Raw genomic sequence first — 20,409 nt, 5'->3', positions numbered from 1 at the left:
CGGAGGCATTGCGGAATGGACAAAATATAATGTACGTTCTTTGTTGCATGTAATGGAGACCTGCGTCACACTGTTCCGAAGCCGCAGACCGCACCACGATCGGAGGTCATGATGGGGCAAGTTGCTCCGGCAACGCCTCAGCGAAGCCTGACCCGCGGTGCTGTGTCGGCGGTGTCGAAACCAGCAATCGCGGTGGGTGGCTTCGTCGCGATGTGCCTCGACACGTTCGTGCTGATGTTCAAGCCGCCGTTCGCCTGGCGTGAGTTCCTGTTGCAGAGCTGGTTCGTGGCACGGGTGTCGATCGTGCCGACCATCATGTTGTCGATCCCGTTCACCGTTCTGACGGTGTTCGTCCTGAACATCCTGCTGATCGAGTTCGGCGCTGCCGACTACTCGGGCACTGGCACCGCGCTCGGCGCCATCACCCAGATCGGCCCGGTGGTCACCGTCCTCGTGGTCGCCGGCGCCGGCGCCACGGCGATGTGCGCCGATCTGGGAGCGCGCACAATTCGCGAGGAGCTCGACGCGCTGCGGGTACTGGGCATCAACCCCGTCCAGTCACTGGTGGTGCCCCGAGTACTGGCCGCCACTCTCGTCGCCTTGCTGCTGAATTCGATCGTGTCGGTCATCGGCCTCGGCGGCGGCTTCCTTTTCTCCGTCTTCGTCCAGCACGTGACACCTGGCGCGTTCGCCGCCGGGATGACGATCCTGGTAGGTCCGGTCGAGGTGATCGTCGCCCTGTGCAAGGCGGCGGTCTTCGGCTTGGCAGCCAGCCTGATCGCCTGCTACAAGGGCATTTCGGTGGGCGGCGGTCCCGCGGGCGTCGGCAATGCGGTCAACGAGACCGTTGTGCTGTCCTTCATGGCCTTGTTCTTCATCAACGTCATCGCGACCGCCATCGGCGTCGAGGCGGCAAAATGACAACGGCTCGGCCGAGCAAGCGCCTCGGCCGGCTCAGCAACGCCGCCAAGGGTTTCGCCAAGGGATGGGACGCCATCGGATTCCAGATGGCGTTCTACACCAGAACCATCACCGAGATCCGAAACGCGTTCGTCCACTACAAAATCGAGATCGTCCGGCTCATCGCACAGATGAGTTTGGGAACCGGCGCCTTGGCCGTCATCGGTGGAACCGTCGTGATCATCGGATTCCTCACGTTGTCGGCGGGGGCGATCATCGCCGTCCAGGGATACAACTCGCTGGCCGGCATCGGTGTCGAGGCACTCACCGGCTTCATCTCGGCCTACGCCAATGTCCGGATCATCGCCCCGGTGGTGGCGGGTATCGGGCTGGCCGCGACCATCGGCGCGGGCGCCACAGCCCAGCTCGGCGCGATGCGCATCAGCGAGGAGATCGACGCCCTCGAAGTGATGGGCATCCGGTCGATCGCTTACCTGGCCTCCACCCGAGTGGTGGCCGGGATCATCGTCGTCATGCCGCTGTACTGCATCGCGGTACTCGCCTCGTTCTTCGCGGCCCGGATGGGCACCACCTTCGGCTACGGCCAGTCCACCGGCGTCTACGACCACTACTTCAATACGTTCCTGCATTCGACCGACCTGATCTGGTCGTTCTTTCAGGCCGTGATGATCGGCATCGTCGTGATGCTGGTGCACACCTACTACGGATATACGGCAACCGGCGGGCCGGCCGGCGTCGGTGAGGCGGTCGGCCGCGCGGTCCGTACTTCGCTCATCGCGGCCGCATTCGTCTCGGTCATCATCACGCTGTCGGTGTACGGGCAGTCCGGCAACTTCGACCTGTCCGGGTAGCGATGTTCGACGACCGTAGGGATATGCGTATCAAGCCGGCCTGGTGGACGGCCATCCTGCTGGCACTGGTCATCTTTCTGGTTCTGATGACGATCACGTTGTTCACCGGCACATTCCGCTCCTTCGTACCGGTGACGCTGACCTCGGACCGGTCGGGTCTGATCCTGGAATCGGGCGGGAAGGTCAAGCTGCGCGGAGTTCAGGTCGGCCGCATAGCGTCGGTGACGGGGACCGGCACCAATGTCTCCGTGCGGCTCAACATCTTTCCCGAAGCGGCCGCTGACATCCCCCAGAACGTGGGTGCGCAGATCAAGGCCACCACGGCGTTCGGCGCCAAGTACGTCGACCTCATCTATCCGGATAAGCCCAGCAAGCAACGGATTACGGCCGGCACGGTGTTGACCTCCCGCAATGTCAGCACCGAAGTCAACACCGTCTTCGAGAACCTGAGCACGTTCATCGCGAAGCTCGACCCGATGAAACTCAACGCCACGCTGACCGCCCTCGCCGACGGAGTGCGCGGACAGGGTGAGCGGATCGGCCAGGCCACGGTCGACGCCAACGAGGTCCTACTCGCCATCAATCCGCGGATGGACACCGTCGCCGCGGACTGGCGGGCGTTCAACGGGTTCTCCTCCACCTACGCCGACGCCGCTTCGGACATCATGAAGATCCTGAACGCGGCCAGTGTCACCGGCACGACGATCACCGATCATTCCGCGCAACTGAACACCGCACTGCTCAACAGCATCGGGTTCTCGCAGAGTGGCGCAAATGTGCTCGGCCGCAACGGCAATGACCTGGTTCACCTGATGGACACGCTGGTCCCGACAACCGACCTGCTGCACAAATACGATCCGACCTACACCTGCACCCTGCAGGGCTCGGTGTGGTTCCTCAACAACGGCGGTCTCGAGGCGATGGGCGGCAACAAGAAGTCGGTCATCCTCGATGCCGCCCTCATGCCGGCCGAGGATCCGTACAAATACCCGGACAACCTGCCCATCGTCGCCGCCAAGGGCGGCCCCGGCGGGAAGCCGTCGTGCGGATCGCTTCCCGACCCGAGCAAGAACTTCCCTGTGCGCCAACTGGTGACGAACACCGGCTGGGGTACCGGGCTGGACTTGCGGCCGAACCCGGGCACCGGCAACCCATGGCTGTACAACTGGTTCCCCGTCACCAAGGGCGTGCCGGAACCGCCGAGGCCGCACGGGGACGGTGTTCCGGCGATCGGGCCGGTCCCCTATCCGGGGGCACCGCCCTACGGCGCCCCGCTCTACGGGCCCGACGGCACACCACTGTATCCGCCGGGACCCGCGTATCCGCCCGGACCCTGAACCGACCCCCATCACGAAGCTCATACCAAGGAGAAGTAGGTGCGAGACAACCTGGCAGGCGCCGTCTGGCGACTCGCCATCTTCGTGATGGTCTGCGTGCTGGGCATCTTCGCGATCTTCGCGATCTTCGCGCAGCTGAGATTCCAGGACGAGGACACCTACCGGGCCGAGTTCAGCGATATCACCGGGTTGAAGTCCGGCGCCTTCGTCCGGATCGCCGGCGTGGAAGTCGGCAAGGTGAGCGACATCTCGATCCGCCCCGACACCATCGTCACGGTCGAATTCACCACCGACCAGTCGGTGGTCCTGACGCACGGCTCACGCGCGGTCATCCGTTGGGACAATCCGCTGGGCGACCGCTACCTCGAGCTCCAGGAGGGCGCCGGCGACACCAAGCGGCTGCTCCCGGGACAGACCATTCCCGTCAGTCAGACCGCTCCCTCGGTCGACCTCGACGCGCTCATCGGTGGGTTCCGGCCGTTGTTCCGCGCATTGGATCCCGAACAGGTCAATGCCCTTACCGGGCAATTGATCCAGGCTTTGCAGGGGCAGGGTGGCACCATCAACTCGTTCCTGAGCCAAACCGCGCAGTTCACCAGCACACTGGCCGACCGCGACGACCTCATCGGAGAGGTCATTCACAATTTGAATGTCGTACTCGGTTCACTCGCTGACCAGAACAAGCAATTCGACAAAGCGTGGTCGGCCACGTCCGAACTCGTGAAGGGCCTCTCGGCCCGGCGGGACGACATCACCAACGCGGTCGCCTACACCAATGCCGCGACGCAGTCGATCGCCGATCTGATGTCTGCTGCCCGTCCCCCATTGCGCGATACCGTCGCACAGACCGACCGGGTCGCGGGCTTGGCGATGGGCGACTATGACTTCCTCGACCACCTGCTGGCGACGTTGCCCGACGCGTACCGCGCGCTGGCCAGACAAGGCGTGTATGGCGACTTCTTCAGCTTCTACCTGTGCGATCTGTTCCTCAAGATGAACGGTAAAGGCGGCCAACCGGTTTACATCAAGATGGCCGGGCAGGACACCGGGAGGTGCGCGCCGAAGTGAAAAGCTTCTCCGAACGCAATCCACTCATCATCGGGGGCGTAGGCGTCACCGTGCTCGCCGTCGTCATGGTGGGAGCGCTGCAGTACAAGAGCCTGCCCTTCTTCAACAACGGGCAGACCTACTCCGCATACTTCAGCGAAACAGGTGGTCTGGCAGTCGATGCCCCGGTGCAGGTATCCGGATTCAAGATCGGTCAGGTCACCGACCTGGAACTGGACGGCAACCGTGTCCTGGTCACCTTCGAGGTCGACAAGGACATGCCGCTGGGTGATCGCACCGAGGCCGCCATCAAGACGCGGACATTGCTGGGTTCCAAGATCCTCGAGGTCACCCCGCGCGGAGAGGGGACGCTGGCCGGTCCTATCCCGGTTGATCGCACCACACCGCCTTACCAGCTTCCCGATGCGCTCGGCGATGTCGCCACCGCAATCAGTGGATTGGACACCAACCAGCTGTCCGACTCGTTGTCCACCCTGGCCGAAACCTTCAAAGACACCCCGGCGGATCTGCAGGTCGCGGTGGCGGGTGTGGCGCGGTTCTCCGATACTCTGGGCAAGCGGGATCAAGAGCTGCGCAGCTTACTCACCAACGCCAATAAGGCGACAACGGTTCTGGCGCAACGCAGTTCCGATGTCGCGAGTCTCATCAACGACACCAACGCACTCCTGGCGACGTTACAGACCCAGAGCGGATCACTTGACGCCATCGCGGGGCATTTGTCGGCCGTCTCCACGCAATTGTCCGGATTCGTCGCCGACAACCGGGGCAAGCTGAAGCCGGCGCTCGACAAGCTCAACGGTGTCCTGGCGCTGGTCAACAAGTACAAAGGCAACGTCCAGCAATCGCTGAAGCTGCTGAATGCCTATGCGATGTCGTTCGGGGAGACCTTGTCGTCCGGACCGTTCTTCAAGGCTTACCTCGCCAATCTACTTCCCGGACAGTTCGTTCAGCCCTTCATCGATGCCGCATTCTCCGATCTGGGCGTCGACCCCAATGTGCTCTTGCCGTCACAGCTGGCTGATCCTCAAGTAGGCCAGCCGGGCACGCCGCCCCTCCCGATGCCGTTCCCCCGCACCGGCCAGGGCGGCGAGCCGAACCTGTCGCTACCGGAGGCGATCACCGGCAACCCCGGTGACCCGCGGTACCCGTATCGTCCGCCGCTGCCCGCTCCGGCACCGGGTGGGCCACCGCCCGGGCCGCCCGCTGTCATCGGACCTCCACCGACACCGCAACCGTTCCTCGTCGAGCCGGATCAGCCATGAGCAAACGCGGTATCACAATACTGGTCTCGGTCACGCTGATCCTGACGCTGGTCGTCGGCGCCGGCCTGCTGCTGCGGACGGCCTTCACCGCCAATCGGGTTCATCTGACGGCCTATTTCGACAACAGCAACGGTGTCTTCCCCGGTGACGAGATCCGCATCCTCGGCGTTCCGGTGGGCGCGATCGAGTCGATCGAACCCCAGCCGGAGTCGGTCAAGGTGAAGTTCTGGGTCGACAAGAAGTTCAAGGTTCCCGCGGACGTCCAGGCAGCGATCCTGGCACCGTCGCTGGTGACCGCTCGGGCCATTCAGCTCACTCCCGCCTACACCAGCGGCCCCGCAATGAAGCCCGGTGGGGTGATCCCGCTGAACCGAACTCTCGTGCCGGTCGAATGGGACGACCTGCGCGAGCAACTCGAAAAGCTCACGCAGACATTGCAGCCCGACGAGCCCGGCGGTGTGAGCCCGCTTGGCGCCTTCCTCAACACCACCGCGGACAACCTGCGTGGCCAGGGTGCCGATATCCGGCGGGCCATCATCAAGATGTCCGAGGCGTTCTCGGCGCTCGGCGACCACAGCAGGGACATCTTCGGAACCATCAAGAGCTTGTCGACTCTCGTCACCGCCCTGCAGGCCAGCACCGACGTGATGCGGATGCTCAACGGTAATCTCGCGGCGGTGAGCGGTCTTGTCGCCAACTCCCCCAACGAAATCGGTCAGGCGATCGGTGACCTCAACACCGCTGTGACAGATGTCAGAGCGTTTCTCACGGAGAACACCGAAGCGGTCGGTACCACTTCTGACCAACTGGCGACGCTGGCTGCCGCGCTCGGCGAGAGCCGGGATGAGATCCAGCAGTTCCTGCACATCGGACCGACGACAGTGCAGAATCTCTCCAACATCTACCAGCCTGCACAGAACGCGCTCACCGGTATTCTCGCGCTGAACAACTTCGCCAATCCGGTGTCGTTCCTGTGTGGGGCCGTGCAGGCGGCGTCTCGGCTGGGCGCCGAGCAGTCGGCAAAACTGTGTGTTCAGTATCTCGCTCCGATCATGAAGAACCGACAGTTCAACTTCTTGCCGTTCGGTCTCAATCCATTTGTCGGGGCCACTGCGCGCCCCAACGAGGTGACGTACAGCGAGGATTGGCTGCGACCCGACTACCGGCCGGCACCGCCGCCGGGTAATCCGGCGCCGCCGGCCGCGACTCCGGCTCCCCCGGCGGACAACCCGGCGCCGCTGCCTGCCGAGGCCGTCGCGACCAACCCGGACTCCGGGTTGACCGGGATGATGACCCCGCCCGGGGGCGGATCGTGAGGCGCCGCGGCACAACGCTTCTCGCGACGGCCGCGATCTCGCTCGCGGCCACAACACTGTCCGGATGCTCCGAGTGGGAAGGGGCGAACTCCCTGCCGCTACCGGGCACCGAGGGTAACGGTCCCGGCTCGTTCGAGGTCCGCGCTCAGATGCCGGATGTGACGAATATCCAACGCAATCAACGTGTTCGCGTCGGTGACGTCACCGTCGGGCACATCACCGAGATCCAACGACAGGGTTGGCACGCGCTGGTGACGATGCGCATCAACGGAAACGTCGATCTGCCGGAGAACGCCACTGCCAAGGTCGGCATGACCAGCCTGCTCGGCACCCTCCACGTCGAATTGGCCGCTCCGACAGACCAACCGCCTCGTGGCCACCTGCACCAAGGGTCACTGATTCCGCTGTCCTCGGCGGGCGCCTACCCGACCACCGAACAAACCCTCGGCTCGCTGTCACTGTTGCTGAACGGTGGCGGGATCGGGCAGCTGCAGGACATCACCAAGGCCTTCGCGACGGCGTTCACCGGTCGAGCCGAGGAGCTCCGGAGTTTCATCACCCAGCTCGATATCTTCGTCGGCAAGTTGCGCGAACAGACCACCGATATCATCGAAGCGAATACCAGCCTCAACAGGCTGGTCGGGCAAATCGCCGAACAAAAACCTGTGCTGGACAATGCGTTACACACCATCCCAGATGCTCTCGCCGAGCTCAACAAGCAACGCGACACGCTCATCTCGGCGATCGACAAGTTCGGCAAGTTCAGTGCGGTGGCCGCTGACGTCACACACCAGACCCGCGACAGCCTGGTGGCCAACCTACGCAATATCGCACCCGTGCTGAAATCCCTTGCCGACGCCGGCCCGGACATGACCCGGTCGCTGGGCCAACTGGCCACGTTCCCGTGGCCCAAAGACAATCTGCTGAACTGGTTCCGCGGCGACTACGCCAACCTCACCGCCATCGTCGACTTGACGCTGAGCCGAATCGACTCCTCGATCTTCACCGGCACCCGATGGGAGGGCGACCTCACCGAGCTGGAGATGCAGTGGGGCCGCACGATCGGACAGATGCCCAGCCCTTACACCGCCGGCAATCCGCTGGTGGCGCCCTACCACCTCGACCAGGGACCGTAGATGCACCTGAACAGAGGCATCAAGATCCAGTTGGCCATCTTCAGCACCGTGAGCCTGATCGCCGCACTGATCATGGTGTTCGGCTATATCAAGCTCCCCGTGCTGCTGTTCGGCGTCAGCCGCTATACCGTCACGGTGGATCTGCCGCGCTCCGGCGGCCTGTATGCCACCGGCAATGTCACCTACCGCGGGGTCGAGGTCGGCCGCATCGACAGCGTGAAGGTCACGCCGAACGGCGTCGCGGCCACGTTGTCGCTCAAATCCGGTATCGATATCCCGTCCGACGTCAAGGCCGAGGTGCACAGTGTCTCTGCGGTGGGCGAGCAGTACGTCGCGCTGATACCGCGCAGCGCGGATTCCGCACCACTCAAGGACGGCGATGTGATCCCGATGGCGGATACGTCGGTACCGCCGGACATCAACAGCCTGCTCGACTCGGCCAATTCCGGTCTGGACGCGATACCCGGCGACTCGCTGACCACCGTCATCAACGAAAGTTACACAGCCATAGGCGGGTTGGGACCTGAGCTGTCCCGCATCGTCAAAGGCTCGACCGCGCTGGCGATCGACGCCCGGGCAAACCTCGATTCCCTCACGACCCTCATCGACGGAGCAAAGCCGATACTGGACACCCAGACCGACACCTCCAGCTCGATCGACGCGTGGGCCGCCCAGGTCGCCGACATCACCACCCAACTCAAGACTCAGGACAAGTCCTTCGCCGGACTCATCGACAATGCCGGACCCGCTGCGGCACAGGGCCAACAGCTGTTCGACCGGCTCGATCCCACCCTGCCGACCATCCTCACCAACCTGTCGGGTATCGCCGACGTGGCCCTGACCTATAACGCAAGCGTCGAACAGCTGCTGGTGCTCGTGCCGCAGACCGTCGCGGAGGTCGCCACGCTCGCAGTGCCCAACCACGACACGAAGCAGGCGATGCGGGGCCTCTACCTGAGCTTCAACCTCAACATCAACATTCCACCCGCATGCACCACCGGGTACCTGCCGACCCAGCAACAGCGCACCCCGGACCAGCTCGACTTCCCCGACCGCATGCCCGGCGAGATGTACTGCCGCACCGCACAAGATGCGACGTTCGGTGTTCGCGGCGTGAAGAACACCCCGTGCCCGACCAAGCCGGGCAAGCGTGCGCCGACGGCCAAGATGTGCGAAAGCGACGAGCAATACGTTCCGCTCAACGACGGCGAGAACTGGAAGGGCGACCCGAACGCCACACTGTCGGGCCAGGCGATCCCACAACCACGCACGGGGAGTGCTCCGGTGCCACCGCAGCCGGCTCCCCAGTCCATCAACGCGGTACCGTACGACCCCGCTACCGGCACCTATATCGGCCCGGACGGAAAGCCGTACACCCAAAGCAATCTCGCGCAGAACGCGCAGGCGCACCAGACCTGGCAGTCGATGCTGACCCCGCCGGCGGGTTAGCCCGAACGCCGGCCGCCGAACAGACCGGTGGCCAGCAGCCGGTCGGCGGCCCGCAGCCCGGTCATGGTGGCGTATTCGATGTTCTGCATGCATTGCGAATCGCCGGCGAGCTGAACTCGGGTGTCGGACTGACACGACTCCCGGAAGCGACCGAGGTCGCGGTAGCAGCCCACCGTGTTGAACTCCTGCCGCCACCGGGTGACGCGGGTGAACTCAGTCTGTGCGACGAGGCCGGGAATCACGTCGTCGACCGCGGCGAGAACTGTGGCACTGATGTCGTCGTCGTGATCGTCGCGATGGTCTTCGCTCCAGGAATCCAGCAGGGCCACCGTCAGCAGACCCTTGTCGGCGGGTGCCCGGTCGGGCGCCTTGTGGTGATCGAACAGGATTCCGGTCAGGAACGGGTGCGAACTGCGCGGCACCTGGATGTAGGTCGTTTCCCGGGCCGGCCGGGCACCCAGGGCGATGTTGGCCACGATCACGTGACCGTTGCGGACTCGGGTCAGGTAGTCGCGGCGCCAATCATTCATGGCGATGACGATCTTGGCCGTCATCTCGCCGGGAGTCGCGACGACACAGGCCGCGGCCGAGTCGATGTGGTCGCGCCCGTCTGCGTCGGTCCAGGACACCGTCACGCCGTCGGGCCCTTCCTCGACCTCGTGAACGTCGGCGTGGACAACACACTCGAATCCCTGCGACAGCCGTTCGGGGAAGGAGGCCATGCCGTTTCGGAAGCCCAGCAGGTTCGCGCCCGCAAACAGCGTGATGATCGCGAGGAAATCGACACGGGAGGCGCTGTCACCGCTAGTTGCGAAGATTCCGCGCATCGTCGTGTCGGTCAGGTACTCCTGCAGTTCGGCGCTGAGATGGGCACGCGCCCAGTCGTTGAGCGACTGGGTGTCGTAGCGACCGGCCTTGGGCATCCGGTCATAGGTGGCCAGCCGCGACCGCACCAGTTCTGGCGCGAGTTTGGCGAGTTCGGCCTTCGCGCGCGACGACAACAAGCCCGTCCCGACGATCGACCGAACCATATGCTCGCCGTCGAGATCGTGAACGACGCCGTCCCGCACCGTGGACAGGACGAATCGCCCGGGCACCAGATCGTCGGCCATCCCGATCTCGGCGGCCAGCGCGCGCAGTGTGCGGTAGGTACTCGGAATGAAGAACGCCCCGTCGTCGATGACGAACCCGGACTGACGGGTGGTCGACATCTTTCCGCCGGTACGCCCGCTCGCCTCCAACACTCGAACCGAGAGCCCCCCACGTGTCAGCCGATGCGCGGCAGCCAGTCCCGATGGACCGCCGCCGACGACGATGACGTCGCTCACCGTTTGAACGCGTCGATGATCTGGAGGTAGCAGTCCTCGGATTCTTCGGCGGTGAACGGTGGAACGTAGGACGTGTGCAGCGCCAGATGCGGAAGGTCGCGGTAGCGGTCGAGTTTCTGCCGGCATTCCTCCGGCGTGCCCGAGATGGAGAACAGCTCCACCAGTTCTTCGGGGGTGTCCTCGAATGCGGCGGGACCCTTCTGCATCATCGCTACCCGCAGTTCGTTGACCAGATCGAGCACGCCTTCGATTTCGGCGACGACGTCGGAAACCGGGTGCGCGATATAGAAGCCCACATGCTTTTTCGCCCGGGCCATAGCGATATCACGGTCCGGGTGGACACAGCAGATGATCTCGCAGGACAGATCCAGCGTGTCCACGTCACGTCCGGCTGAGCGGGCGCCCTCGGTGACGTTGGGCAGGACGATCTGCTCGTAGAACTTCGGTGTGTAGAGGTAGCCCACCCAGCCGTCCGCCTTGGCACCGACCAGCCTCAGCAGGTTCGGTCGCATGCCCGCCACCAGGATCGGGATCTGCCTGGTCGCCGGTTCGCGCAGACCCCACGGGTTGATCGGCGGTGCCGCGAACTGGTAGTGCTTGCCCTCGAAGTTGGCGACCTGCTCGCCCGCCAGATAGTCCCAGGACCGGCGGAGCACGTCGACGTATTCGCTCAGGCGACCGATTGGTGTCTTGAAATCGGTGGAGTGGAAGGCGCCGAGGAACTCGGGAACACCGGTGCCGAGGCCGAGTCTCATTCGGCCGCCGGATAATTCATCGACGTCGGCGGCGGCGTTCGCGGCCTCGAACGGTGAGCGGGTGAAGGCGGTCGCCAGGCCGGTGCAGAGCTCGGCCCGCGAGGTGGCCATGGCCGAGGTGGCCAACATGACAAAGGGGTTGCGATAGAGCTCGTAGGTCCAGATGGATTCGAAGCCGGCGTCATCGGCCATCGTGGCGTACTGCGGGATCCGCTCCAGCGGAGCGGTCCGGCTCGGCATGGTGATTCCCAGTTTCATCGCGACACCTCTCGGGTTGTGTTCAGGGCGGGTAAGACGGTTCGTGCAAAACGCTTTTGGTTGGCCAGGGCGGCTTCGGACGAGAGGTTGCCGAACGCCGAGACCACGATCAGTCCGCCGGCGTTGGTCCGCCGCACTGTCTCGCGAATCTGGTCGATCACCTCGTCCGGCGTTCCCCAGGGCTGCAGGTCGGCGAGGAATCGCGCAAAGGTCTCGCGGCCGTTCTTTTCGATGCTCCTGGCGATGTTGCCGTAGTACTCGTAGCCGGGGATCGTCGCCATCGCGGGATCGGCGAATCCGTAGTGATCGATCGTCGAGCGGTAGTACGCAACGATCTGCTCGTAGAGATCGCCTGCGGCCGAACGGTCTTCGTGGCACGCGTTGAAGACGACGACCATCGGTTTGGGCGGCTCGCTTCCCTGGTGCAGGCGATACTGCTCGGAGTAGCGCTCGACGTCTCCGATGGTCTGTTCCCAGGGTTTCTGCAGGAAGATCATCATCCCCGCGCCGACACGGGCGAGCGTCTCGGCCGACGCCGGTGAGATCGAGGATGCATAGACCCGGCCCCGCAACGGCGCCAGCGGCCGCGGGCGCAGCTCGACACCACCGATCCGACCGGATTCGAACGCGTCGAGAATGTCGGCGGCATAGCGGTCGAACAGTTCGCGCGACTGGTCCATCGGCACGCCGAATCCGTCGAACTCCTGGCGCGCCAGCCCACGCCCCATGCCCAGGATCAGCCGGCCGCCCGAGAGGTGGTCGAGCACGCAGATGTGTTCGGCGAGACGGACCGGGTCGTGCCAGGGCAGGACCGACACCATGGTGCCGAGCTGAATGGCGGTGGTGCGGCCGGCGACCCACGTCAAGAATTGCAGCGGGTCGGTCGACATCGAATACCCGGCGAAATGGTGTTCCACCGCCCACACCGAATCGAAGCCGAGGCCCTCAGCCGCATCGGCCAGCGCCATCTCGGTGCGCCACACCTCATGATCCGATCGACCGTCCAGGTTCTGGAAGAAGTGCCCGTGCCCGATACGCATTCCTTCGACGCTCTCGTTGTTAACGTCCGTGCACACCTTCTGAGATCGTGCCATTTACAAGACCATAGCAGTCGGTTCATTTTTTGTGACCGATCGTTATCATTCTTGCTAGGGTCGCAGTATGGATCAGCTAGTGAGCCACCTCGGTGTGGACGCGTCGAGCAACCTGAGCGTGTTCGTGTTCTGCACGATCTTCACCTTCGCCGTGGTGACGGCACTCTGGGTGATCGGTCTGCTGCAGGGCAACCACTCGATGATGGACGGCTGGTACGGTTTCTCGTTCGCGGTGCCCGCCTTGCTCGCCTATGTGATCGTCGGCGCCCAATCGGTCACCGCGGCGCTGCTGCTCTTCATGGTGATGCTTCACGGCGGCCGTCTCGGCTGGTACCTGGCCGCCCGCTGGCGCCGGTATGTGCCCAAGTACGGCGGCGATCCACGCTATCTGGGCTTTGTCGAGCAGATGAGCCCCGGCTATTGGTGGAAGAGCTTCTTCCGGGTGATGGAGCCGCAGGCCGTCGTCATCGTCCTGATCGGGATGCCCGCCGTGGTCGGCATCCTCGCCAACCGCGAGCCGAATGGCGGCGTCGGTTTACTCGCCTTCGCCGGGCTGGTGGTGTTCGGCGTCGGGTTCTATTTCGAAACCGTCGCCGACGCGCAGTTGCAGTCGTTCCTCGCCTTGCCCGAACGCCCCCGCTATCTCAACACCGGCGTATGGACACACAGCAGGCATCCGAATTACTTTGGCACCACGACGGTCTGGTGGGGTATGTGGCTGGTCGCGGTCGCCGGAAATCCAGACTACTGGTGGACTGTGGTGGGCCCGGTGCTCAACACGATCATGCTGACGTCGGTGCTCGGTTCGGCGTTCCAGGACAACTACATGGGGTCGCGACCGGAGTACCAGGAGCTGATGGTACGCACCCGGAAGTTCCTGCCCCTTCCGCTGTCGCGAGAAGCCATGGCGCGCAACCACGATCGGCTGATTGCCGTGCGCGCCAACAGCAAGCTCTCCGACAGCAACTCGGCGTGATGTACGACGCGATCATCGTCGGCGGCGGCCATCACGGTCTGACTTGTGCGGCGTATCTGGCCAAGGCCGGTAAACGCGTCGTCGTGCTCGAGCGCAAGCCATGGCTCGGGGGCATGACCTACTCGCAGGAGACCGTCACGTCGGCACCGGGATTCGTGATGAATCCGTGTGCGGTCGATCTGCTGTTCACCAACCTGGAACCCTCGATCATCACCGAGCTGAAGCTCGAGTCGTTCGGCCTGCGTCAAGCGACGCCGGAACCCTGGGGCTCGTATCTTGGACCCGAGGGCGAGTCGATCGGGCTGTGGCGCTCGCTGGACCGCACGGTCGACGAGATCCGTCGCTACTCGAAGCGCGACGCGGCCAAATTCGCTGAGCTGTGCGCAATGTGGTGCAACTTCTGGTACGTCGCTGCCCCCTACCTGATGGATCACCCCACCCGTCCGCGCGCGCGGACAGTCGCCGAGCTGGGCTGGCGGGTGCTGCGCAAGCGCAAGTCGCTCGCGCCCGTAGTCCGCATGCTGATGGCGTCACCGCACCAACTCATCGAGACGCTCTTCGAATCAGAAGCCGTCAAGTCGCTGCTGGCGGTGTATGCGTCGGGCTCGGAGGCGCCCCTGCGCGAACCGGGATCGGGTGCCGTCCTTGGCGTCATCATGATGCACATCGGGTGGGGCATCAAACGTCCGATCGGCGGGATGGCGGAGTTCACCAGGGCACTCACCGCGTGCGTGCATCATCACGGCGGCGAAACCCGCACGGGCGCAGCGGTCGAAGAAGTCGTCATTCGCGGTGGGATCGCGACGAGGGTCCGTCTCGACGATGGCCAGACATTGACGGCACACCAGGTCATCGGGGCGATCGATCCCGTCACGCTGATGTGCGGCTTGGTCGATTCCGCACATGTTGCCGACACAGTCTTGGACGAGGTCCGCAATATCCGCATCAATGGCTGGGGTATCAACAACACCAAAATCGATGTCGCACTGGAGCACCGACCCGAGCTGTTGTGCGAGCGGCCCGAGCTGTGGGGCAGTTACATGCTGATCGCCGACGATCGGGCGTACGTCGACCGTGCGCTGGACGGCGCGATGCGCGGCGTCCTTCCCGCCGAGACGCCGATGTGGGCGCTGATGCCGTCGGCGGCGGACCGTTCCCAGGTTCCGGCAGGTAGCGCCGGCGACACCATGTACCTGTTTTGCACCGCGGTGCCGGACAGCTTCGCCGACGGCAGCGACTGGGCGGCCCATCGTGAACCGTTCGCCGATCAGGCGATCCGCACCTTCGACAGGTTCGCGCCCGGTTTCGCCGACGCCGTCATCGGCAGCTGGGTGAAGAGCCCCAACGAACTTCGGGACATGACTCACGACGGCAGCTACGTGGTCGTGGACATGTCGCTGAACCAGATGGGTCCGAACCGGCCGACGCCGGCGCTCTCGGGTTACCGCACCCCGATCCCCGGGCTGTGGCACACGGGCGCCGGCGCGCATCCCATGGGCGGGGTGCACGGTTGGGCCGGCCGCACCACCGCACGACAGGTGCTCAAAGCGCTCTGAGCTCCCGCCGTGCGGTATGCGGTCAGCGGAAGTCCATCCAGTGCCCGTGTGGCGTCCAGCCCATGTGGAACGGCAGTTCGATCTTGCAGATGGGTCCGGCGGTGATGTCGTCGGTATCGAAGATCTGGAATTCGCCCTTGCGCTCGCCCCACCAGGCGACCGGCACGATGATGTAGCCGTCGCCCTCGGCGGAATCCTTGGTGCGCGGGGCGAACGAGCCTTCCAGAACGGCGGCCAGCGCCTTGTCATCCCGGATCTGATAGACCTCTTCGGTGCACTTCTCGACGTCGTTGCGGATCAAGCTGTCCATCCGCATACCGCGGCGCTTGGGCTGACCGCCGATCTGGAAGCCGTAGCGGTGCCCCTTGCCGTAGTAGCGCTGGTCGACCTTCCCGATCTCCGACGGTAGATCGGACAGCTGTTCTGCTGTGGTCGCGCCGGTCGTGAGGTCGACGGTCCAGCGGCCCAGATAGCTTGCCGCATTGGAGAAGAACAGCGCGGCCTGATCGCCCTCGTTGAAGTTGTTCTCCATCGGGAACGGCGGCTCTTGGAAGATCGGCGCGTCGAGCACGAGCTTGTCGCCGCGGAGGTTGGCGGTCATCGTGTGCATGACGTACTGCGGCTCGAGACCGGTCTTGATCCAGCGCACCTCGCCGTTGATGTCGTGGCGCGGAATCAGTGCGAGCGTGATCGGCAGGTCGACCTCCCAGCCGAAGACCGGCTTTCCCTTCTCATTCCTCTTGGCATCGATGATGAAGGGCTGGAAAGGCATCACCACCCACTCGGGCGTCAGCCAGATATCGTGGGCCACAGTGTTGTACGGTGCATCGTCGAGCGCACGCGAGAGCACCGTGCCGTCCGGCTGGATGTAGTGCATGGTGATGTAGGGCGCCTGGTCGCCGTAGGTCCAGCCGTACAGGATCCCGCTGTCCTCATCCCACTTCGGGTGGGCGCAGAAGGCGCCGTCGCCGTAGGCGACCTTGTCGTGGATGCCCCGCGACATCGCGGGCGCCCAGTCGACAATGCCCTTGGTCTCCAACGTGATCGGATCGATCACGCTGGGTGGGCCGCCGAGCTCACCTGAGGCGATGAGCTCACCGCGATGCGGGAAGATGTTGATGAAGTTCGTGCCCTGCGGCGTGTGCGCGTTCTCCGGCGTGCGCTTGACCGTGCCATAACCGTAGTCGCGGTAGTCGCCGAAGCCGCCATCAGAGTACTCGAACATGCTCCGGCCGTACTTCTCTTCGAGCAGGTACTTAGGCGTACGGATCCACCGGTTGCGGAAGTCGGCACGGCCGTTCTCGAAGACGAGGCCCTGCACCATGCCGTCCATGGCCAGCAGGGGGGTACCGCCCTGGGCGAACGGGCGCTTCCAGCACGGCCCGGTCCGATAAATGCCGCCGGCCAGATCCTTGGGAATCTCGCCGTGAGTGACGATGCACTCTTCCACGGTCGCTTCGAAACGCATCGGCGCAAATGGCCCCTTGGTAGTCACCGAGTCCGGTAACGCATAGCTCATCGGCTGTCCTGTTCGTCGAGGTGATCGGAACGCCCGGCACTGGACGTCCATGGTGTCGATGCTAGTCAGGAGGCGAGAAAATGTAAACGATCGCTCACAATATGACCCTCGCCGACGCCGTACCGGACAGTTGCTGACCGCCAGCAGTCTTACGCCGTTTCAGGATCAAAGCACTTCAGAGCTACTCTTTTGGCCGGAAGCCGCGACACGCCATGTTCGAAATCCCGACTCTTGTCGGACATATCACAGTCTGTAAACGATCACTCGCGTACCCGATCTGCGGTCCGAGCTACCGCCGCAACGCCCCGTCGAGTAGATGCTCGGCCGCCCGGGTACCGAACTCGACCGCGGTGTTCTGCCCCGCAGCTGACATGAAATCGGCGGCGTACTGGACCGGCGACTTCGGATCGAGAAGGGCGTTGAGCCGCCCGATCTCCCGATACGAACCGAGTCGCGTGAACGGCAACGCGCGCCGCCAGCGCGTGACGTGCGCGTAGTCCACCGTTGCCCGCAGTTCCGGAAACGACGCGAACACGCTCGCCAGCGTGTGTTCGACCAGCACCTCGTCGGGTGCGTCGATCATTCTCTCGGATGCCCCGGTCTCCCATAGACAGCTCAACAGCCCTCGGCCTGCGGGCGCACGATCGCGCGACTTGTTGTGATCCAAGAAGATCAGGGCGATGTCCGGGTTCTCCGATGACGGGTACATCAACAGAAAGGCCGGACAGTCGGGGGGCCGGCTGGTCCCGATCGCGACGCTGATGCATTGGGTGTAATCGAGACTGTCCGAAAGCGATTCGAGCAGATCCCGATCGTCGGGGCAGATGGCAACCGCTTCGGGGAGCACGCAGCTCACCACTGCGCCGTCGTAGTCCGAGACGCCGGTCGGGCGACTGACCCGGACCCCACCACCCGGCAGGCGTCGCACCTCCGTCACCGGCGTCGCGAGTTGCACCGGAACGCGTTCGCACAGCGCGTCCACCATGCGCGCCTGGCCGCCGGCCACCGTCTGGATCTTCGCCGTGAAGATGTTGGCGATGCCGGAGAACAGCTCGACCTTGGATACTTTGTCGGAGTTCGCGATGAGCATCGTCCGCACGATCGGCTCACACAGGTAGCTGTCCAGTTCCGCACCGAGTGCCCGCACGGCATAACCACGCGCACTCTCGGTGTCCAGAGGTGCGGACTTGGCCATGTCGGCGTAGTCCAGCCGTCCGCGCAGCTTGGCCATCGTGACGTCCACCGCCAGTCGGGCCACCCGCGCCTTGGCGCCCAGCGACAGCAGCGGCGTGCGGATACCGGTGCGAGCCATCCTGGTCATGTCCAGCAGATGGATCGTGCCGCTCCGTTGGATCCCGACATATGGTGCGGTATCGACGATTTCGATGCCCAGCTCGTCGGCCAGCCGCAGATATCCGTGATAGGTGGAGCCCAGCGCGGATGCGCCGGTGTCGATCGCGTAACCGCGCTCGCGTACGGTCTGCACCCTCCCACCCGCGGTACGGGTCGCTTCAAAGACGTCGACGTCACACCCTGCTTGCTTCAGCCGGTACGCGGCCGTCAGCCCGCCGAGGCCGGCTCCGACGACCGCCACACGACTCACCACCATCGCATCCTCCCGTTTTGATCGTCGACAAGTCGATCTGCTAACGACCGTTGACCCTACGATATTTGCGGCGTACTGTCTCAAAAACATCCCAGCGCAGGGGCCCGACATGACGATTCACACATCTGCACCGGAGCTTGCCGAGATCCGTTCGGCGGTACGGCAACTCGTCGATTCGTTCGGCGGTGCCGACTACTACCAGCACGAGGTGGACGCCGGTGGCCACTGCGGCGAACTGTGGCGTGCGATGGGATCCGGCGGTTACCTCGGGGTCCACCTGCCCGAAGAGTATGGCGGCGGCGGGCAGGGCCTGTCCGAGCTTGCGGCTGTCGTGGAGGAAACCGCGTTCGCCGGGTGTCCCCTGCTCGCACTTCTCTTCTCTGCGGGCGTCACCGGCACGATCCTGGATCGAAGCGCCAGCCCCGCCCAACGTGAGCGCTGGCTGCCGGGCATCGCGGCTGGTAGCACCAGACTGTCCTTTGCGATCACCGAACCGGACGTCGGGTCCAACAGCCATCGCATCGCCACCACCGCGACCCGCACCGGAGATCGCTACATCCTCAACGGGCAGAAGGTCTTCATCACCGGCATGGAATCGGCGGACTGGGTGATGGTGGTGGCCGCAACCGCCGACTGCGGACCCGGCCGGCTCTCGGTGTTGCTCGTGGAGACCTCATCGCCGGGCCTGACCTGGACGCCGATCCGCACGGTGATGAACCAGCCCGATCGCAGCCATCTGGTGTTCTTCGACGATGTCGAGGTGCCGGCCGACCAGCTCATCGGCGTGGAGGGTTCGGGCTTGAAGGTCGCGTTCACCGGTCTCAACACCGAACGCATCCTGACCAGTTCGATCTGCACGGGAGTCGGTCGCTACGCCCTGCACCACGCGGTGACCTACGCGAAGCAGCGCCAGGTGTGGGACCAACCGATCGGAGCGCATCAGGCGGTGGCCCATCCGTTGGCCGCCGCACACATCGATGTCGAAGCGGCGAGAGCGATCACCGATCGCGCTTGCGCCGGTTACGACGCGGGCGGCGACGTCGGCGAGTTGGCCAACATGTCCAAGTATCTCGGCGCCGCGGCCGGCTTGAAGTCACTCGACGCAGCGGTCAACACCCTGGGCGGCAACGGCGTCACCTACGAATACCGGCTGGCGCCTTACTACTGGCTCGTCCGCATGCTCAACATGGGTCCGGTCTCGAAAGAGATGATCCTGAACTTCGTCGCGGAGCGATCCCTCGGACTACCTCGGAGCTATTGACGCAATGGAATACCGAGTTCAACGCGTTCTCATTTGGACCGGGCCCGCCATGCTCGTCCTGTGGCTGGGCGCCTTCGTGTTCATCGCAGGGTTCATGCCACCGTCGGCCCCCAGCGACACCGCGAGTGAAGTGGTCGCCCGCTATGCCCGCGACCACGTCGGCATCAAGATCGGCATGGTGGTCTCCATGCTCGGGTCGGCGCTGCTGGTGCCCTGGGCGGTGGCCATCAGCGGCCAGCTCAAACGAATCGTCGGCGCCAAGGCATTGGCCGATGTCCAGATGGTCTCCTGTGCACTGCTGTCACTGGAGTTCATCACCCCGATCGGCGTATGGATGGCAGCGTCATTCCGATACGACGGTCGTGGACCAGAGATCACACAGGCGCTTCACGACCTCGGCTGGATCCTGTTCGTCACCGTCATCTGGTCGCTGTGGGTCCAGCTCATCGCCATCGGCGCCGCCATCCTGATCGATCGGTCCCCGGCACCGGTACTGCCGCGGTGGCTCGGCTACCTGCAGATCTGGGTCGCCCTTCTCATCCTCCCCGCAGGTGTGGTGCTGTTCTTCAAGACTGGGCCATTCGCCTGGAACGGTCTCGTCGGGATCTACATCCCTCTTGTCGGTTACGCAGTCTGGATGATCACGACGACGATCATCGTGGACCGCGCCCTGGTCAAGCAGATCGGCGAAAGTACCCGCGCAGCACGCGGCTGAA

17 protein-coding genes are annotated in these 20,409 nt (G+C 64.2%); 12 read left to right on the top strand and 5 right to left on the bottom strand.

Annotated elements, in window-relative coordinates:
* Positions 1 to 210: 210 nt before the first annotated feature.
* From HPC46_RS04340 to HPC46_RS04305, 8 genes are read left to right on the top strand one after another with little or no spacing between them, the layout of a single operon-like run.
* The gene (locus HPC46_RS04340; RefSeq protein WP_233716225.1) at positions 211 to 921 is read left to right on the top strand and encodes an MlaE family ABC transporter permease; all 711 of its coding nucleotides are present in this window, start codon (positions 211 to 213) and stop codon (positions 919 to 921) included.
* The gene (locus HPC46_RS04335) at positions 918 to 1,772 is read left to right on the top strand and encodes an ABC transporter permease (RefSeq protein ID WP_179467159.1); all 855 of its coding nucleotides are present in this window, start codon (positions 918 to 920) and stop codon (positions 1,770 to 1,772) included. Before HPC46_RS04340 ends, HPC46_RS04335 begins: the two co-directional genes overlap by 4 nt.
* A 23-nt stretch (positions 1,773 to 1,795) precedes the next feature.
* Positions 1,796 to 3,109: an MCE family protein gene (locus HPC46_RS04330; RefSeq protein WP_233716209.1), complete on the top strand. Its 1,314-nt coding sequence runs from the start codon at positions 1,796 to 1,798 to the stop codon at positions 3,107 to 3,109.
* A gap of 39 nt (positions 3,110 to 3,148) precedes the next feature.
* Positions 3,149 to 4,177, top strand: a complete 1,029-nt coding sequence (locus HPC46_RS04325) for an MCE family protein (protein ID WP_179467155.1) — start codon at positions 3,149 to 3,151, stop codon at positions 4,175 to 4,177.
* Positions 4,174 to 5,439 carry an MCE family protein gene (locus HPC46_RS04320; protein WP_179467153.1) on the top strand — a complete coding sequence of 422 codons (1,266 nt, stop codon included), beginning with the start codon at positions 4,174 to 4,176 and terminating at the stop codon, positions 5,437 to 5,439. Before HPC46_RS04325 ends, HPC46_RS04320 begins: the two co-directional genes overlap by 4 nt.
* The gene (locus tag HPC46_RS04315; RefSeq protein ID WP_179467151.1) at positions 5,436 to 6,755 is read left to right on the top strand and encodes an MCE family protein; all 1,320 of its coding nucleotides are present in this window, start codon (positions 5,436 to 5,438) and stop codon (positions 6,753 to 6,755) included. Before HPC46_RS04320 ends, HPC46_RS04315 begins: the two co-directional genes overlap by 4 nt.
* On the top strand, positions 6,752 to 7,891 hold the full coding sequence (locus HPC46_RS04310; RefSeq protein ID WP_179467149.1) for an MCE family protein: 1,140 nt from the start codon (positions 6,752 to 6,754) through the stop codon (positions 7,889 to 7,891). Before HPC46_RS04315 ends, HPC46_RS04310 begins: the two co-directional genes overlap by 4 nt.
* Positions 7,892 to 9,340: an MCE family protein gene (locus HPC46_RS04305; protein ID WP_179467147.1), complete on the top strand. Its 1,449-nt coding sequence runs from the start codon at positions 7,892 to 7,894 to the stop codon at positions 9,338 to 9,340.
* On the opposite strand, the gene HPC46_RS04300 is transcribed toward HPC46_RS04305, so the two are convergent.
* The 3 genes from HPC46_RS04300 to HPC46_RS04290 are packed head-to-tail and all read right to left on the bottom strand — an operon-like array spanning position 9,337 to position 12,775.
* Positions 9,337 to 10,668 carry a protoporphyrinogen/coproporphyrinogen oxidase gene (locus HPC46_RS04300; RefSeq protein ID WP_179467145.1) on the bottom strand — a complete coding sequence of 444 codons (1,332 nt, stop codon included), beginning with the start codon at positions 10,666 to 10,668 and terminating at the stop codon, positions 9,337 to 9,339. The genes HPC46_RS04305 and HPC46_RS04300 overlap by 4 nt on opposite strands.
* Positions 10,665 to 11,681, bottom strand: coding sequence for an LLM class flavin-dependent oxidoreductase (locus HPC46_RS04295; RefSeq protein ID WP_179467143.1), 1,017 nt, complete (start codon positions 11,679 to 11,681; stop codon positions 10,665 to 10,667). Before HPC46_RS04295 ends, HPC46_RS04300 begins: the two co-directional genes overlap by 4 nt.
* Positions 11,678 to 12,775: an LLM class flavin-dependent oxidoreductase gene (locus HPC46_RS04290; RefSeq protein WP_233716208.1), complete on the bottom strand. Its 1,098-nt coding sequence runs from the start codon at positions 12,773 to 12,775 to the stop codon at positions 11,678 to 11,680. The genes HPC46_RS04295 and HPC46_RS04290 overlap by 4 nt, the downstream gene beginning before the upstream one ends.
* Positions 12,776 to 12,842: 67 nt before the next feature.
* On the opposite strand from HPC46_RS04290, the gene HPC46_RS34845 reads away from it, so the two are divergent.
* Positions 12,843 to 13,751 carry a DUF1295 domain-containing protein gene (locus tag HPC46_RS34845; RefSeq protein ID WP_233716207.1) on the top strand — a complete coding sequence of 303 codons (909 nt, stop codon included), beginning with the start codon at positions 12,843 to 12,845 and terminating at the stop codon, positions 13,749 to 13,751.
* The gene (locus tag HPC46_RS04285) at positions 13,751 to 15,307 is read left to right on the top strand and encodes a phytoene desaturase family protein (RefSeq protein WP_325096565.1); all 1,557 of its coding nucleotides are present in this window, start codon (positions 13,751 to 13,753) and stop codon (positions 15,305 to 15,307) included. Before HPC46_RS34845 ends, HPC46_RS04285 begins: the two co-directional genes overlap by 1 nt.
* Positions 15,308 to 15,329: 22 nt before the next feature.
* Here HPC46_RS04285 and HPC46_RS04280 read toward each other — a convergent pair whose 3' ends face one another.
* Positions 15,330 to 16,775 carry a carotenoid oxygenase family protein gene (locus HPC46_RS04280; RefSeq protein ID WP_233716206.1) on the bottom strand — a complete coding sequence of 482 codons (1,446 nt, stop codon included), beginning with the start codon at positions 16,773 to 16,775 and terminating at the stop codon, positions 15,330 to 15,332.
* A gap of 340 nt (positions 16,776 to 17,115) precedes the next feature.
* Positions 17,116 to 18,435: a protoporphyrinogen/coproporphyrinogen oxidase gene (locus tag HPC46_RS04275; protein WP_179467137.1), complete on the bottom strand. Its 1,320-nt coding sequence runs from the start codon at positions 18,433 to 18,435 to the stop codon at positions 17,116 to 17,118.
* Between the two features lie 106 nt (positions 18,436 to 18,541).
* On the opposite strand from HPC46_RS04275, the gene HPC46_RS04270 reads away from it, so the two are divergent.
* Together HPC46_RS04270 and HPC46_RS04265 are read left to right on the top strand one after the other, a co-directional pair.
* Positions 18,542 to 19,693: an acyl-CoA dehydrogenase family protein gene (locus HPC46_RS04270; protein WP_179467135.1), complete on the top strand. Its 1,152-nt coding sequence runs from the start codon at positions 18,542 to 18,544 to the stop codon at positions 19,691 to 19,693.
* Between the two features lie 49 nt (positions 19,694 to 19,742).
* The gene (locus HPC46_RS04265; RefSeq protein WP_233716205.1) at positions 19,743 to 20,408 is read left to right on the top strand and encodes a hypothetical protein; all 666 of its coding nucleotides are present in this window, start codon (positions 19,743 to 19,745) and stop codon (positions 20,406 to 20,408) included.
* The last annotated feature ends 1 nt before the right edge of the window (position 20,409 follow it).

It is taken from the genome of Mycolicibacterium vinylchloridicum, assembly GCF_013404075.1.
GTDB classification, from domain to species: Bacteria; Actinomycetota; Actinomycetes; order Mycobacteriales; family Mycobacteriaceae; genus Mycobacterium; species Mycobacterium vinylchloridicum.
The sequence above is the reverse complement of the archived record's forward strand: the minus strand, read 5'-3'. Positions and strand labels throughout refer to the sequence as shown.

Bases quoted from the DNA above. Each gene is read 5' to 3' on its own strand.
- HPC46_RS04340 (WP_233716225.1), top strand. From the start codon at position 211: ATGTGCCTCGACACGTTCGTGCTGATGTTCAAGCCGCCGTTCGCCTGG.
- HPC46_RS04315 (WP_179467151.1), top strand. From the start codon at position 5,436: ATGAGCAAACGCGGTATCACAATACTGGTCTCGGTCACGCTGATCCTG.
- HPC46_RS04330 (WP_233716209.1), top strand. From the start codon at position 1,796: ATGCGTATCAAGCCGGCCTGGTGGACGGCCATCCTGCTGGCACTGGTC.
- HPC46_RS04290 (WP_233716208.1), bottom strand. From the start codon at position 12,775: ATGGCACGATCTCAGAAGGTGTGCACGGACGTTAACAACGAGAGCGTC.
- HPC46_RS04295 (WP_179467143.1), bottom strand. From the start codon at position 11,681: ATGAAACTGGGAATCACCATGCCGAGCCGGACCGCTCCGCTGGAGCGG.
- HPC46_RS04265 (WP_233716205.1), top strand. From the start codon at position 19,743: ATGCTCGTCCTGTGGCTGGGCGCCTTCGTGTTCATCGCAGGGTTCATG.
- HPC46_RS04280 (WP_233716206.1), bottom strand. From the start codon at position 16,775: ATGCGTTTCGAAGCGACCGTGGAAGAGTGCATCGTCACTCACGGCGAG.
- HPC46_RS04335 (WP_179467159.1), top strand. From the start codon at position 918: ATGACAACGGCTCGGCCGAGCAAGCGCCTCGGCCGGCTCAGCAACGCC.
- HPC46_RS04275 (WP_179467137.1), bottom strand. From the start codon at position 18,435: ATGGTGGTGAGTCGTGTGGCGGTCGTCGGAGCCGGCCTCGGCGGGCTG.
- HPC46_RS04285 (WP_325096565.1), top strand. From the start codon at position 13,751: ATGTACGACGCGATCATCGTCGGCGGCGGCCATCACGGTCTGACTTGT.
- HPC46_RS04270 (WP_179467135.1), top strand. From the start codon at position 18,542: ATGACGATTCACACATCTGCACCGGAGCTTGCCGAGATCCGTTCGGCG.
- HPC46_RS34845 (WP_233716207.1), top strand. From the start codon at position 12,843: ATGGATCAGCTAGTGAGCCACCTCGGTGTGGACGCGTCGAGCAACCTG.
- HPC46_RS04305 (WP_179467147.1), top strand. From the start codon at position 7,892: ATGCACCTGAACAGAGGCATCAAGATCCAGTTGGCCATCTTCAGCACC.